Origin of the sequence: Paenibacillus sp. FSL R7-277 (assembly GCF_000517965.1) — a bacterium.
Taxonomy (GTDB): domain Bacteria; phylum Bacillota; class Bacilli; order Paenibacillales; family Paenibacillaceae; genus Paenibacillus_AQ; species Paenibacillus_AQ silagei.
This window is the reverse complement of record NZ_ASPX01000009.1, coordinates 112712-126778: the sequence shown is the minus strand read 5'-3', so window position 1 is coordinate 126778 and position 14067 is coordinate 112712. Positions and strand designations below refer to the sequence as shown.

Genomic DNA, 14067 nt, shown 5'->3' with positions numbered 1-14067 from the left:
GTCACAGCTCCTTTTGAACGGGTAGTCTAATTTCCACAACCGCGCCTCCGTCTGGAGCATTGTGGAAGGTAAGCCGTGCCCGGTTGTTATAGAACATTAGCATGCGTCTGTATACGTTCCATATGCCCAGATGGCGGTCTGTCGGCTTGCGCTCATATACGCCATGATTGAGCCTGTCGAGCTGAGCCGCGGAGAAGCCCGGCCCGGAATCGCGGATCTGAATGGCAATGCAGGAATCGCCGCTCTCTCCGGCTTCTTCACTGACTATGATGCCGACATTGAAGGGCTTCGAATTGTTGATGAAGCCATGCTTGATGGCATTCTCGACGAAGGGCTGGATCAGCAGCGGCGGAATCAGCGTAGACTCCAGCTCCTGCGGAAGCAGCACCTCATAAGACAGCTTGTTCGGATACATAACCATCTGGATCTCAATATAGTTCTGAATATGACCCAGCTCGCTGCGCAGCGGAAGCCAGGCGTCGTTGGTATTCATGATGAACCGGAAGTGGGAGACCAGATGTCCGATCATCTTTTTGATCAAGGCATATTGCTTCAGCTCCACCAGATGAAAGACGATATTCAAGGAATTCATGAAAAAATGCGGATTGATCTGCGCCTGGAGATGCTTCAGCTCGGCCTGCTGCACCTTCATCTGCTCCTCATACACATCAATCTTGAGATTGCCGATCTGCTCCGCCATCTGGTTGAATTGCTTCGTAATGATCTGGAACTCTCTGCTGTTGCCATCCTTCAGCCGGTATTCCAGCTGTCCCTTCCCCAAGATGCGCATCCCGCTGGTCAATTGCTGGATAGGCTTGAACACTAGTCTGCTAAGCAGAGCCAACAGGATAACCATTACGAGGATAATGACGAAGGGAATCACCTTGATGATCTGCTGGAAGATCGGCAGCTCGTCCAGAATGGATTTCTCGTCGAGCAGGAAAAAGACATTCAGATTGGAATATTGGGATGGCTTGTCAATCAGCAGATACGAATTACCGTTACTCAGGCGAATCGAGGCATCCGCACGAGGGTTGGGCTGATTAAGCCGGCTGCGGATGAGCGCAAGATCTTCACTGGCGAACTGGCCCCAGAGTAATTTACCGTCATTGTCGATCATGCCGACCTGTCCGCTGCCCCCGGTAGACTCCAGCTGGGTCAGGGGCTGGGCCAGAGAATCGATGCTGACCAGTACCCCCATGAGAAGCCGGCCACTCTTGTCCGGCAGCACCTTGAATAACACCGGCTCTCCGCCGAGGGTCACGGTCTCCCACTTCAGGGAGGCCTGGAGATTAGGGGTCTTGAGGTGTGAAGACAGCCCGGAGGCAATCATCTCCTTCTCCTGGTAATACTCTCTCTGGCTGCTCAGGAAGAGTTCATCCCGGTCCTGATGGTAGACGAAGACACTGCGGATAATGGTGTAGTAGCTGACATCGCTGTACCACTGGTCCATTAGCTTGCGGATGGACAGATAATAATTGACGCTGTCGGGCCCGCTGTCCGAATAGAGCTCCAGCAGCATGTTTTCATTGGCCGTACGCAGCAGATAATGGCTGGTCTGCTCCAGCAGCTCATCGAGTGTACCTAAGTGCAGGGTCAACGTGTCCGAAGCGGACTTCGCAACCTTCTCCCGGACAATGTTGGTGGAATAGAGATTGGTGTAGGAGAGAAAGAGGAACAGCGGCGTGACCAGCAGCAGGACAAGGGCACTCACTTTGAATCGCAATGATAGTTTCACAGTCTTCCCCCTTATCCTTAGGTACATTTACACGCTGAGCGGCAGGAAAGGGGAAGGACGGCAGCCGTCCTTCCCCTTAGCTTAAAATATAAGAATTTGTATGTTCCACACGACAACTTATCCTTATATTTCTCGCTGAAACGGGTGCCGTCCTTAAAAGGACGGCATAGTCGTTTTCTCTTGTTTGTTTAGGATTGTTTGGCCTTCCAGGCATCGTATTGCTTCTGAACCTCGGCGCGGATCTCTTCAATGCCGTTAGCCTTAAGCTTCTTATTGTACTCCGTAAGCACCTTATCTACACCCAGGCTGCCCGTTTCCAGCAGCGGGCGGAATTCCTTGATAATGTTGCTGACCACGGAGACCTGTGTTTTGACAGCGTCGGTATTGAAGTTGAAGCCGAAGGACTTCACCTTATGGGCGCTCTCGTTATAAGCCTTGAATTTCTCCCACTTGTCGGCGCTTTCGCCTTCCCACAGATAGGTTATGGTCTGGTTACCGAACATCCATTCAATGCCCGGCGCCCAGCCGGTATCGGCACGGGTAGCAATGCCGTCAGGCAGCTTGATGAAGTTCTCTTTGCCTTCCACCTTCACATATTGCCGTCCTTCTACACCGAAGTCAATGAGATTGACCAGCACCGGGTCGGTATGCAGAAGGTTCAGCAACATCATGGTCCGCTCGGGATCAATCGAGGTGCGTCCGATGGCCATCATGGAGTTGCTGACGCTGGCTGTACTGATCTCGGGTTCATTCCCCTTCAGCTTCACCAGCTCAATGCCGGTAGCGATGGAATCTTCCTTGTCGGAATCCGGTTTGTCTGAACCGAATTTCATCCAGGTCTTACCGGCCTTGAAAGCGTCTTCAGTACTGGTTTTGGTCGTTGCGGCATCTTTATTGATGTAGCCTTTGCTGAACCAGTCGCCGTAGAGCTTCATCCGGTAGATTGCGGTGTCGGACTCCATCGAGCTGATCACCATCTTATCAGTCTTGGTATCCAGTACGATTCCGGCAGGAGCGCCGGCCACCAGCTCATAACGGAAGTTCTCCTTCATGCTCTCTCTGGTCTTGTCGAAGTAGCCCAGGGTATCGGAGCCGCTGCCGGAGAGCCAGATCGGCGCAATAGCCGGTTCCTTCTCCTTGATCGTCTGCAGCCATGGCTCCAGATCCTCCAGCGTCTCAATCGAGTTCACATCGAAGCCGTATTTATCTACCAGATCCTTGCGGAACATAATGGTATGGCTCTCACCAATTTCCTTATTGGTAGGAATCGCATAGATTTTGCCGTCTACGGTTCCGCCGTCAAGGAAGCGGGGATCAAGGGTCTCCTTGATGCCTTGTCCATATTTGGCTAACAGATCATCCAGCGGGAGGAACGCGCCCTTGGCTACGTTATTGGCGAAGTCGGCCCAGTTGGGGGCGAAGGTCAGATCAACCTGTTCACCGGACTGGTAAGCCAGTGCCATCTTCTCGGCCCAGGAGGACCAAGGGAGTCCCTGGAAGTCAATCTCGGCGTTGATTTTCTCTTTGAGATACTTGTTGATCTCATCTACAACTGCCTTGGTATCATTCTGCGGGAAATTCCCGACCGTGTAAACTTTCAGCTTCCGGAACGTTGAGGTATCAGGATTCGTGCTGCCTTCCGTGCCTGCTGTTGCGGCTGCTGCTGTCGATTCTGCCTTGGACGGGGCGGATGCACCTGAATTGCCCCCGCCGCATCCGGTAATGCCCAGTATCACGGCAGTCAGAGCGGCAAGCACCGTGCCTGAGCTTCTTGTTGTTCTCATTTGTATGAACCTCCTCGAATGATAATTAGATCATATATTCTAACCGGCATTTACGCCAGAGCTAGACAGCTTAACCCTTGATCGCACCAATAGTAAGGCCCTTGGTGAAGTACTTCTGGAAGAACGGATAGATGAACAGAATCGGACCAATCGACAGCACGACCATAGCCATCCGCAGACTTTCGGTCGGAACGGATTCCTGTACCATCAGGGCGACACCGCTGCCGGCAAGCTGGGTTTTGAAGAATTCCGCCTGGCGGATCATCTGAATCATGACGTATTGCAGGGAGAACTTGTCGGTGTCATTAATGAATAGCATGGAGTTGAACCAGTCATTCCAATACATCAGCGTAGTGAACAGACCGATCGTAGCCAGAACAGGCAGGGAGATCGGAAGCACAAGCTGGAAGAATATCCTCCATTCCGAGGCCCCGTCAAGCTTGCCGGATTCAATCATCTCCTCCGGAATCGTCTGCTGGAAGAAGGTACGGGTGATGAAGATATAGAAGGCATTGGACAGGCCGGGCAGGATCAGTGCAACCAGCGAGTCCTTCAGATCGAGATAGTTCACGTACAGCAGATAGAAGGGAACAAGCCCTCCCGAGAACAGCATGGTGATCAGCAGGTAGAAGTTGAATGTTTTTTTGAAGGGAAAATCCTTCCGGTAAAGCGGGTACGCATATAGCGCAATCAGCAGCACGGCCAAAACAGTCCCGATAATGGTAACGGTCAGGCTGACGCCATACGCCTTAACCAGTGTCTCCGAATGCTTGAACAGATATTGGTACGCGGATGCGTCGATATGATCGGGCCAGAATTTGTAACCCTGCAGCGTCAAGGCCTTCTCGTTGGTTAAGGAGATGGCGACAATGAGTAGGATCGGCAGAATACATGCCAGGCTGAAGGCGATGAAGAACACATTCAGAATAATCTGGGCGGTAGTGGAGCCTTTGGTATAGGGGTTGCTTCGGGATGCAGTAGTCATTAGAATCCTCCGTTTCTAGAAAAGCGCCGTATCGCGGTTCAGCTTGCGGGCGAGAGCGTTCGCGCCGATGACCAGGAAGAAGCCGACGACCGATTGATAGAAGTTCGCCGCTGAGGACATCCCCAGATCGTTGAGCTGGATCAGGCCCCGGTAGACATAGGTGTCGATGACGTCCGTAGTCGAGCGCAGCGCACCGGAGTCCAGGGTCACATGGTAGAACAGCCCGAAGTCAGAGCGGAAGATGCCGCCCATGTTAAGAATCGTGAGAATGACCATGATCGGTGTGAGCAGCGGCAGGGTAATCTTGGTGATCTGCTGCCATTTGCTGGCGCCGTCCATCACCGCGGCTTCGTACAGCTCTTCGCTGATGCCGGTGATGGCTGCAAGGTAGATGACGCTGCCGATCCCGATGGAGTGCCACATTTTGGTGATCCACAGAATGTAAGGCCATGCGTTAGGATGCATATAGGCATTCACTGAAGAGTAGCCGAACATTGGCAGAATATGCTTGACCAGGAAGCCGTACTCCGGGTGCAGGAAGGCATAGACGATGAAGCTGACCACGACCATGGACAGGAAGTTCGGCATAATCATGACGGTCTGGAAGAACTTCGAAGCCAGCTTGTTACGCACCTCATTGATCGCAATGGCCAGTGAGACCGAGAGGATGAGTCCTGAGATAATGAAGACCACATTGTACCCTACGGTGTTGATGGTCACGCGCAGGGCGTCAGAGGTGGCGAACAGGAACCGGAAGTTGTCGAGCCCGGCCCAAGGACTGCCCATAATGCCGTCAATGTAGTTGATGTTCTTGAAGGCAATGAATAATCCGAACATCGGAATATAGCAGTTGATGAAAAAGATAATCGAGGTGGGCAGCAGCATCAGCAGCAGCACCCGGTATCGCACGATATTGTGCAGCAGACGGCCGAAACGGCCCTGGGGCGGTGTCGCTAGCTTGGTGTTCATAGCTTGTGGTGCGGGATTTGCCATAAGTTCTAACCTCACTCTACTTGTTCTGGATGAATTTATTATAGTAGAGCGGATGAACCGAATTCTCTCTTGCAAATGACCCTGTTTATTCAAAAATGACTTTGTGCAAGTAAGATGTTATTCTGCGCTCCTGTCACAAAATAGAAGCAAGGGAACGTTATACCTGTATATTCTTAATCAGCAAAGGAGAGAAACTATGTACACGATCAGCTTAAATACGATGAAGAAAGCAATGATAGCAACAGCAGTAACGGCTGTACTCGGAGGGACAGTTGTCGGCGGGGGATTCACTGTACCCGTAGCGGCGGCAGTCAATGTCAATAAGGATGCTAAGGCTGGCAGCGTGTTTGCGATCAGCGACAACGCCACTCTGAAGGCTATTTTCCAGAAAGGGCTTGCTGCTGCCCCGAATCAGGCCGTGACCCAGGAAGGGGTGACCCTGACTCTAACCGATCTGATCTATGACAGTAATGAGCTTGTCGCAGGCATTCGGCAGGAGGGAGGGACGGTGGGCAAGAACGGTTCTTTCATGGACCAGACCAGGAATGTGGACGTGTTGATCAATGGGAAAAAGCTGCTGTTTGATACTTCCATCATTCCCAATTTGGAAGATACGGACACAGCCTTGATCTATTTGAGTAAGGGAGCGATGAAGCAGCAAATCCCGGACAAATTCGACCTGACGCTGAAGGCATACGCCAACGGGGTGAAGGAGCCGTTTATTTTCAAAGTTCAAGTGAACAAGCTGGGGACCCTGTTAAGCCTGAAGCCGGGCGTCTCCAAGAAGAACAACAAATTCAATTATACGGTGAATTCCTTCCAGATGACCGCGTTAACGATGTCTCTGCAGGTGACCTTTAAGGGGGAAGTTCCGGCAGCGGCCAAGTCCAAAGTGAACAACCCGGAAAGAATGCTATATGATCTTGTGGATGAGAAGGGGAATGTGGTCTCGCCGTGGGGCAAGCCGTTTGAGAAGGTTAAAACAAGCGGTACCGAGGAACAGAACTATAGTGCATTCCCAGCCGTTCCGAAGTCCATTAGCGTTAAGCCTTTTACGTATTCCAAAGATGCCAGCGGGAAGATGTTCAAAGACAAGCAGGGCCAATGGGCTAAAACTTATTATAAAGACCTGGAAACCAAAATTACGGTTAAATAACGTGCAATGAAGCAGTGCAGGACACCCGGCGATGACCACGAGAGTAACAAATGATATTGACAGAAGTCTGGACTGTGCATAGAATTGAAAAATATTTACATGAAGCCAGCTTCATAAAATTAAATATTAGCAAGCTATGATTGCTGTGGATCACACTACAGCAGGAGCAGCTTCTGGAGAGACTGCGGGGAACCGCAGCGCCGAAGGGTTCACAATCTCAGGCAAAAGGACAGAAGAGTACCGAATTTGTTTTTTGCCGTGCGGATTAGCCGCTGCTGCAGAAGCTTATTTGGAACTTCTTATGAACCGGGAGATTGGATGATATCCAGTCTCCTTTTTGCGTTACCCGGCAGGACAGCGTCATATACACTAAGGGGGAAACAGGTATGGTACAGACAGAATTAAAAAGAGAGCTGGCAAACCGGCACGTCCAGCTTATCGCTATCGGAGGTACGATTGGCACAGGTTTATTCCTGGGATCGGGCAAAGCCATTCAGCAGGCCGGGCCCTCCATCATGCTCACGTATCTGATCGTGGGGCTGGCGGTATTCTTCGTGATGCGTGCGCTCGGGGAGCTGCTGCTCTCGAAGGCGGGGTATCAGTCTTTTACCGATATTGCGGAAGACTACCTGGGGCCGCGCGCGGCCTTCATTACGGGCTGGACCTACTGGTTCTGCTGGATTATGACGGCGATGGCCGATGTGATTGCGGTGGGCGTCTATGTGCAGTACTGGTTCGATATTCCGCAGTGGGTACCGGCCGTGATCTGCCTGATCATTCTGCTCGGACTCAATCTGCTCACGGTCAAAAGCTTCGGCGAACTCGAATTCTGGTTTGCTCTGATCAAGGTGGTTACGATTCTGGCTCTGATTGGCCTGGGGATTGTCCTGCTTGTGACCCAGTTCAAGACAGATGCAGGCTCAGTGTCGGTCAGCAATCTCTGGGAGCACGGGGGCGTGTTCCCGAACGGGGTGAAGGGCTTCCTGTTCTCTTTTCAGATGGTGGTATTCGCCTATGTCGGCGTGGAGCTGGTGGGGGTATCGGCAGCGGAGACGGCTAATCCGGAGAAAAACATCCCGTCCGCGATCAACAAAATTCCGCTGCGGATTCTCTTCTTCTATGTCGGCGCGCTCTTCGTGCTGCTGTGCATTAATCCCTGGACCCAGCTTAGCGCAGCTGAAAGTCCGTTCGTGCGCACCTTCAGTCTGGTCGGGATTCCGGTTGCTGCGGGGATTATCAATTTCGTGGTCTTAACCTCGGCAGCCTCCGCCTGCAACAGCGGGATGTTCTCGACCAGCCGGATTCTCTACAATCTGAGCAGACGGAATCAGGCCTCGCCTCAGCTTGGCAAGCTGAACCGGAATCATGTGCCTGCGAATTCCTTATTCCTCTCCACGCTGGTGATCTCTGCCGGGGCACTGCTCAGCAAGCTTATTCCGGGTCAGGCCTTCGGCATCGTGACTACGATCAGCGCCATTTGCTTCATCTGGGTCTGGGGCGTTGTGCTGGTCTGCCATATCAAGTATAAAAGGAACCGCCCGGACTTACATGCCGCTTCCAAATTTAAAGCGCCGTTCACCCCGGTAATTAACTATGCCGTCCTGACGCTGTTCGCCGCCATTCTTGTGATCATGCTCTTTGCTGCCGAGACCCGTCCGGCGCTGCTGTTCACCCCGCTCTGGTTCATCCTGCTGTTCGTTCTGTATTCCATTAGAAGCCGTAAGGAGAAAAGTGATCAGGAAATCAGTATAATCAATACATAAACTGATTTCAGGATGAAGAGGGTGCAGCCGCCGCATGAACAAGACAGACCGCATGTTAGCTATCGTACTGGAGCTGCAGCGCAAAGGGGTCGTACGGGCAGAGGATCTGGCGTCCGTCTTCGAGACTAGCGTAAGAACCATCTACCGCGATATCCAGGCGCTTAGTGAAGCCGGAGTGCCGGTGGTAGGCGCTACGGGTCAGGGATATTCACTGGTAAAAGGGTATTTCCTGCCTCCGGTCAGCTTCACCGCCGAGGAGGCAGTGACCCTGCTGATCGGGACGGATTTCGTGGAGCAGCGGTTCGACACTCAGTATGGTAACCAGGCCTCCGCAGCAGGGAGGAAGATTGAAGCGGTTCTGCCGGAGGATGTCAAGGAGAATGCCGCCCGGCTCCGCCAGAGCATCCTGCTGCTGAATACCAGTAAAGATAAGCTGCAAGGACAGGAGAAGGAGTACATGGAGCAGATCCGACGCGCGATTCTGGAGCAGCGGAAGATCGGCTTTGGGTATACAAAGGGCAGACAGGAAGCTGACGGAAGTCACCGCAGTGTCCGAACCGCCTCGCCGTATGGACTTGTCTTGAACAGAGGCGCATGGACCCTGGTGGCCTGGTGCGGACTGCGGCAGGAGATCCGTCATTTCCGCTTATCCAGAATGAGTGAGCTTACCATTCTGGATGACCGGTTCGAAGCGCCTGCGGATTTCGATCTGCACGAGTACCAGCCGGAGGATGACCGCCATGTACGTGTGTGCATTTTGGTTCAGCCGGAGATCGCGGGCAAGGCGGCTGAATCGGGTAACTTTTATCTGGAGGCAGTGGAGGACCGGGCAGATGGCAGGCATATGATCTTCCGTGTGCGCCAGCCCGAGGACCTGCTGCAATGGGTGCTTGGCTGGGGAGCGGGGGCGGTTGTCCTGGAGCCGGAAGCGTTGCGGAGGCTTGTGCGGGAGGAAGCGGCGAGAATGCTGGAACGCTACTGACATAACGTTGTCAGGAGAGGTTGTGTATATTCAGAACAGACCTTAAGAATAAAGGAGCTGCCTGAATATTATGAATATGAATATGAATAAGAATATGAAGACAACAGAAGCCTTACAGCAGTTTGAGAAGACTGCCCATCACTATCTTATGGAATTAGATATCTTCAGTATGGAGCAGCTGCTGCGGCAGCCTGCCGAGGGAGAGTGGTCTCTCGGGCAGATGGTCCAGCATTTGATACAATCGGCGCTGTACATGCAGCTCCGTAATATCGATCAGTGTCTGGCCGGGAACGGGGAAGCGGCGGGGAATGAAGCAGAGATGACCCCGGAGGGTAAAGCGATTTTTGCCGGGGGCAGCTTCCCGCCTGTACGCGTTCATGTTCCGCCGTCACCGCAGTACACGCCGGTACAGCCGGAGAGCAAGGAGCAGTTGATCCAGGGTCTGCACACCGTGATGGACCGTATGCGGGAGACCCTGCCGAAGCTTGCGCAGGCACCTGAGCACAGCACTGTCCCTCATCCCCGCTTCGGCCCCTTGACTGCAGCAGAATGGTATCTGCTGATCGAGATGCACTACCGCCACCACTTGCTTCAACTGGACCGGTTGAAGGATGCAATAGGGGCAGGAGTACAATAGAGTTAAGCCGCAATGAGCGAAGGAAAGCCGAAGCCTGTCAGCAATAGACTGACGGGTTCCGGCTTTTTTGGTTGAAAAACCGCCCACACTTGGCACGTTGAGAGTGCGCGGGCCCAATGTGGTCGAAAAACCGCCCACACTGGTCACGCCGATGGCGCGCGGGTCAAATGTGGTCGAAAAACCGACCACAATGGTCACGCCGATGGCGCGCGGACCAGATGTGGTCGAAAAACCGACCACACTGGTCACTTCGAGGGCGCGCAGACCAAATGTGGTCGAAAAACCGACCACACTGGTCACTTCGAGGGCGCGCAGACCAAATGTGGTCGAAAAACCGACCACAATGGTCGCGCCGATGGCGCGTGGGCCAAATGTGGTCGAAAAACCGACCACACTGGTCACTTCGAGGGCGCGCGAGCCAGATGTGGTCGAAAAACCGCCCACAATGGTCACGCCTGCAGGTAGGCGAAGAAAATGTGGGTGCTGCTTGAAGCACCCGCTTCCTTCACCCGTCAGGCTGATGCTGTGCTTATAAATCAATTTTTAATTATTCATTTTTGAATAAAGGAGGTTTGTCGCAAAATGTCGAACTTAACTCAAGATTTCACTGTACCGTGAAGCTACCTGAAATAGAAGGAGAACCGCATCTATGAAAAACATCGTCCGCTCCCTTGAAGAACTAATGAATCTGGCACCCATTCTGAAAGCTGCTTTTCCTTACGATATCTCAATTGCCATCTGCGACACAGAGAAGTTCCTTGCCTATTACCCCGGTGATTCCATTGATCTGGGCATCCGGGCAGGGCAGATCATTCAGGCAGATGAGCCTCTGTATCATGCGCTGAAGCAGGATGAATACTCGGTGGCTAATGTCCCCAGGGAATATTACGGGTATGAATTTGTGGGTACGGTTCTGCCGGTACATGGGGAGGATGAGGAGGTCTGTGGGGCGGTATGCATTCAGGTACGCAGGCAGACGGAGCTGCGGGAGATCGCGGACCGGATGGCGCTGTCCCTGAATCAGGCCAATGCGCGGATTAGCCAGGTCGCGGACGGCTCAGGCCTGCTTGCCGATTATTCGCAGAAGCTGCTGATTCAATCGGATGCAACGGCTTATAGTGTCCGTAAAAGCAGTGAGGTTCTGGCGGTGCTGAGGAAGGTGGCTGACCAGACGAACCTGCTTGGCATTAACGCGGCGATTGAAGCCGCCCATGCCGGGGAGCGGGGCCGGGGCTTCGACGTTGTGGCTAAGGAGATCCGCAGATTCTCGAAGGAAACCGAGCAATCGGCGCAGCGGATCAGGGACACCCTGAGTGAGATTCAGTCGGCCATGCAAGGGATCAGTCAAGCCATAGGCCAGATTGCGTCCGTCGGGCAGGAGCAGGCGGCTTCCACGCATGAGATCTCCAGCTTCATTGAGGAGATCCGGGCAATGTCTGAGCAGTTGAACGAGTTCGCGCAGAAGCTGTAAGGCTTGAGCGGAGAGGAAGCTGCCTGCATCGGTCCGCGAATTTTACAGATGGGCGATCAATGTGGCCGCCAGCGCCAGAAAGGCCGGGAGGCCTTGCATCAGTAGGATGGATCGCTTGGAGGTAAGTCCGCCGTAGATGGCCGCAACCGCCACACAGATCAGGAAGAACAATTGCAGCTGGTACCCGAAGTCCGCGCTTGGATGCAGCAGCCCCCAGATTAGACCGGCTGCGAGGAAGCCGTTATATAAGCCCTGATTGGCTGCCAGCGATTTCGTCTCCTGTGCGAAGGCGGGGGTCAATCCGAACGCCTTCTGTGCTCTCGGGGTGGTCCACAGGAACATCTCCAGTACAAGTATGTACACATGCTCTAGTGCTACTAAGGCAACAAGAATTAAACTTACAGTCATCATAAGAAGTCCCTCTTTTCAAGTGATAGGAATTTAAGTAATGTGAATCTGAGTGTTAGTGTTTCATTGATTTATATTGCGCAAAATATAATTTTACAAACCTAAATATAACCAAATACTTGCCTTTTGTCAATTTATTGCATCCATATTGTAAGGGAGGAAGGAAATGTACATCAGAACACTGACCCCCTCAGACGCCGAAGGCTACCGGGCGCTTCGTTTGCAGTCGCTGCAGCAGCACCCGGAAGCTTTCCTTAGCTCTTATGAATCGGAAGCGAAGCTGTCTATCGAGACTACCCGGATTAGGCTGGATTCCTCCGATGAGCATTTCACCCTGGGCGCCTTCTTGGAGGGGGAACAGAGGCTGGCGGGAATGGCAACCTTGTTCCGGGAGAGCAGGCCCAAGATTCAGCACAAAGCTAATGTCTATGCAGTATATGTAGATCCGGCTGCCCGCAAACATGGCGTGGGCCGCGCGCTGATGCTGGAGCTGATTGCGCGGGCGAAGGGCGCGCCGGGGCTGGAGCAGCTTACGCTGACCGTAACCTCCAGTAATCTGTCTGCCAAAAGGCTCTACGAATCCCTTGGATTCGTCTGCTACGGCACAGAGCCAAGGGCGATGAAGCTTGACGGCGAGTATCTGGACGAGGATCTGATGGTGCTGCTGCTGTAAAACACAGCACAAACCCCTCCCGCATGTTTGCAGAAGGGGTAAGATAAATCGCATATGTTGCTTACTTCGCAGACTTTCCGCTCAGGATGGCCTTCACCTGGCTAATCATTGCCGCTGCGTCAGCGCTGGTGACGCCGTCCTGGGGACGGAAGCTTCCGTCTTGATCCAGCTTCACGATCTTGAGGGCAAGCGCGGTCTGAATGGCTCCCGAGCTCTGGATATTGATCTTGTCATTATCCTTGATCTCCACCGGGATCAGCTTGATCATCGGCAGTTGGCCGCTGGTCTGGAGCGTGTTGATGAGCAGATACGTGAAAGATTCGCGGGTTACGCTCATGTTCGGATCAATCTTGATCTGCAGATTCGCCTCAGGTCCGGCAGCGTCCTTGATGAACTGGACGGCCTCGGTTGCGGTGATTGTCTTGCTTACAGCACCGGGTGCCGGATGGGCCTTCAGATAATTCACGGCATTTCCGGCGATGGAAGCAGCCTCAGGACGGGTAATTGCCGCCTTCGGATTGAAGTTCCCGTCGGCATCCAGCTCCACGAAGCCAAGGGCAAGGGCGGTCTGGATAGCTCCCGAGTTCAGGATGTCGATCTGATCACCGTCCTTCACGTCTTCTGGAATGACATTAATCATCGGCAGTTGACCGCTGGTCTGTAAGGTATGGATTAACAGATACGTGAAGGCTTCACGTGACATGCTGGCCGCCGGAGCAATCTTGATCTGCAGGCCGGCTTCAGGACCGACTGCTTCTTTAATAACCTGCACAGCTTGTTCTGCGGTCAGGACCTCATCCGCAGCAACAGGTGCCGGATGTGCCTTCAGATAAGCGAGTGCATTACTGATGGCTACAGCCGCTTCCGCACGGGTGATCTCCTGTTTCGGGTTAAGCTTACCGCTGGTATCCAGCTTCAGGACACCGTAATTCAGCGCACGCTGCAGGGCACCGGAGTATTCTACCTTCACCTGATCCTGATCGGCGTACTCTACCGCCACCGGCTTAATCAGCGGCAGGCGGTTCGTGTTCTCCATCGCATCAATGAGCTGGTAGGTGAATTCTTCGCGGTTCAGCTTCTCACCAGGCTTCAGATCGGCAGGCAGGTCCAAGCCGTGCACACCGGCAATAATCAGCGCCTGCGCATACCAGGCGGAGTCACTCGCGTTCTTGAAATAGTCGGTGGCATGCGGCTCCTTCACGAACCGGATCGTATCCAGATTCAGATCAAGCGCGCTCACGATCATCTGCACCCCCTGGGCTGCTGTGATGCTGAGGTTCGGGCCGAACAGATCCGCGCTGATGCCTTTAATCAGGCCGCTGTTCTGAAGCGCGATAATCTTGTCTTTATCCTGCACGTTATGGATATCCTTGAAGGCTGCGGCCGAGGCGAATTGTTGTCCGGTGAAGCTGAGCGCCAGAGCGGCGGCTGCGGATAGGGTTATCATCTTGAATGTATTCTTCATGTCCAGTCACCT

The 14067-nt window shown here is 53.2% G+C and carries 13 protein-coding genes and 1 riboswitch; of the genes, 7 read left to right on the top strand and 6 right to left on the bottom strand.

Going from position 1 to position 14067, the window contains the following annotated elements:
- Position 1 precedes the first annotated feature (1 nt).
- The 4 genes from C173_RS32660 to C173_RS04580 all read right to left on the bottom strand — a co-directional run bounded on the left by C173_RS32660 (position 2) and on the right by C173_RS04580 (position 5476).
- On the bottom strand, positions 2 to 1738 hold the full coding sequence (locus tag C173_RS32660) for a sensor histidine kinase (protein ID WP_162174663.1): 1737 nt from the start codon (positions 1736 to 1738) through the stop codon (positions 2 to 4).
- A gap of 188 nt (positions 1739 to 1926) precedes the next feature.
- On the bottom strand, positions 1927 to 3522 hold the full coding sequence (locus tag C173_RS04590) for an ABC transporter substrate-binding protein (RefSeq protein WP_036722858.1): 1596 nt from the start codon (positions 3520 to 3522) through the stop codon (positions 1927 to 1929).
- A 70-nt stretch (positions 3523 to 3592) separates the two neighbouring features.
- Complete coding sequence (locus C173_RS04585; RefSeq protein WP_036722857.1) at positions 3593 to 4507, bottom strand: carbohydrate ABC transporter permease; 915 nt, start codon at positions 4505 to 4507, stop codon at positions 3593 to 3595.
- A gap of 15 nt (positions 4508 to 4522) precedes the next feature.
- A complete protein-coding gene (locus C173_RS04580; RefSeq protein ID WP_051477819.1) occupies positions 4523 to 5476 on the bottom strand; it encodes an ABC transporter permease in 954 nt (317 codons plus the stop codon).
- Between the two features lie 220 nt (positions 5477 to 5696).
- On the opposite strand from C173_RS04580, the gene C173_RS04575 reads away from it, so the two are divergent.
- From C173_RS04575 to C173_RS04555, 6 genes are all read left to right on the top strand, one after another.
- Positions 5697 to 6656 (top strand): DUF5643 domain-containing protein, encoded by a 960-nt coding sequence (locus C173_RS04575; protein WP_036722855.1) that lies wholly within the window; start codon positions 5697 to 5699, stop codon positions 6654 to 6656.
- Between the two features lie 163 nt (positions 6657 to 6819).
- Positions 6820 to 6899: riboswitch (glycine riboswitch) on the top strand.
- Positions 6900 to 7042: 143 nt separating this feature from the next.
- Positions 7043 to 8419 (top strand): amino acid permease, encoded by a 1377-nt coding sequence (locus tag C173_RS04570; protein WP_036722854.1) that lies wholly within the window; start codon positions 7043 to 7045, stop codon positions 8417 to 8419.
- A gap of 34 nt (positions 8420 to 8453) precedes the next feature.
- Entirely contained in the window at positions 8454 to 9401 is a 948-nt protein-coding gene (locus C173_RS04565) for a helix-turn-helix transcriptional regulator (RefSeq protein ID WP_036722853.1), read from the top strand.
- 94 nt (positions 9402 to 9495) lie between these two features.
- Complete coding sequence (locus C173_RS04560; RefSeq protein WP_036723075.1) at positions 9496 to 10038, top strand: DinB family protein; 543 nt, start codon at positions 9496 to 9498, stop codon at positions 10036 to 10038.
- 67 nt (positions 10039 to 10105) lie between these two features.
- Positions 10106 to 10573, top strand: coding sequence for a hypothetical protein (locus C173_RS34845; protein ID WP_235191768.1), 468 nt, complete (start codon positions 10106 to 10108; stop codon positions 10571 to 10573).
- Positions 10574 to 10687: 114 nt separating this feature from the next.
- Positions 10688 to 11509, top strand: a complete 822-nt coding sequence (locus tag C173_RS04555) for a methyl-accepting chemotaxis protein (protein WP_036722852.1) — start codon at positions 10688 to 10690, stop codon at positions 11507 to 11509.
- A 42-nt stretch (positions 11510 to 11551) separates the two neighbouring features.
- Here C173_RS04555 and C173_RS04550 read toward each other — a convergent pair whose 3' ends face one another.
- Positions 11552 to 11920 (bottom strand): DUF1304 domain-containing protein, encoded by a 369-nt coding sequence (locus C173_RS04550; RefSeq protein WP_036722850.1) that lies wholly within the window; start codon positions 11918 to 11920, stop codon positions 11552 to 11554.
- 163 nt (positions 11921 to 12083) lie between these two features.
- Here C173_RS04550 and C173_RS04545 point away from each other — a divergent pair, with 163 nt between their 5' ends.
- Complete coding sequence (locus tag C173_RS04545) at positions 12084 to 12590, top strand: GNAT family N-acetyltransferase (RefSeq protein WP_036722848.1); 507 nt, start codon at positions 12084 to 12086, stop codon at positions 12588 to 12590.
- A 61-nt stretch (positions 12591 to 12651) separates the two neighbouring features.
- On the opposite strand, the gene C173_RS33320 is transcribed toward C173_RS04545, so the two are convergent.
- Positions 12652 to 14055, bottom strand: coding sequence for an S-layer homology domain-containing protein (locus C173_RS33320; RefSeq protein WP_063830875.1), 1404 nt, complete (start codon positions 14053 to 14055; stop codon positions 12652 to 12654).
- Positions 14056 to 14067 lie beyond the last annotated feature (12 nt).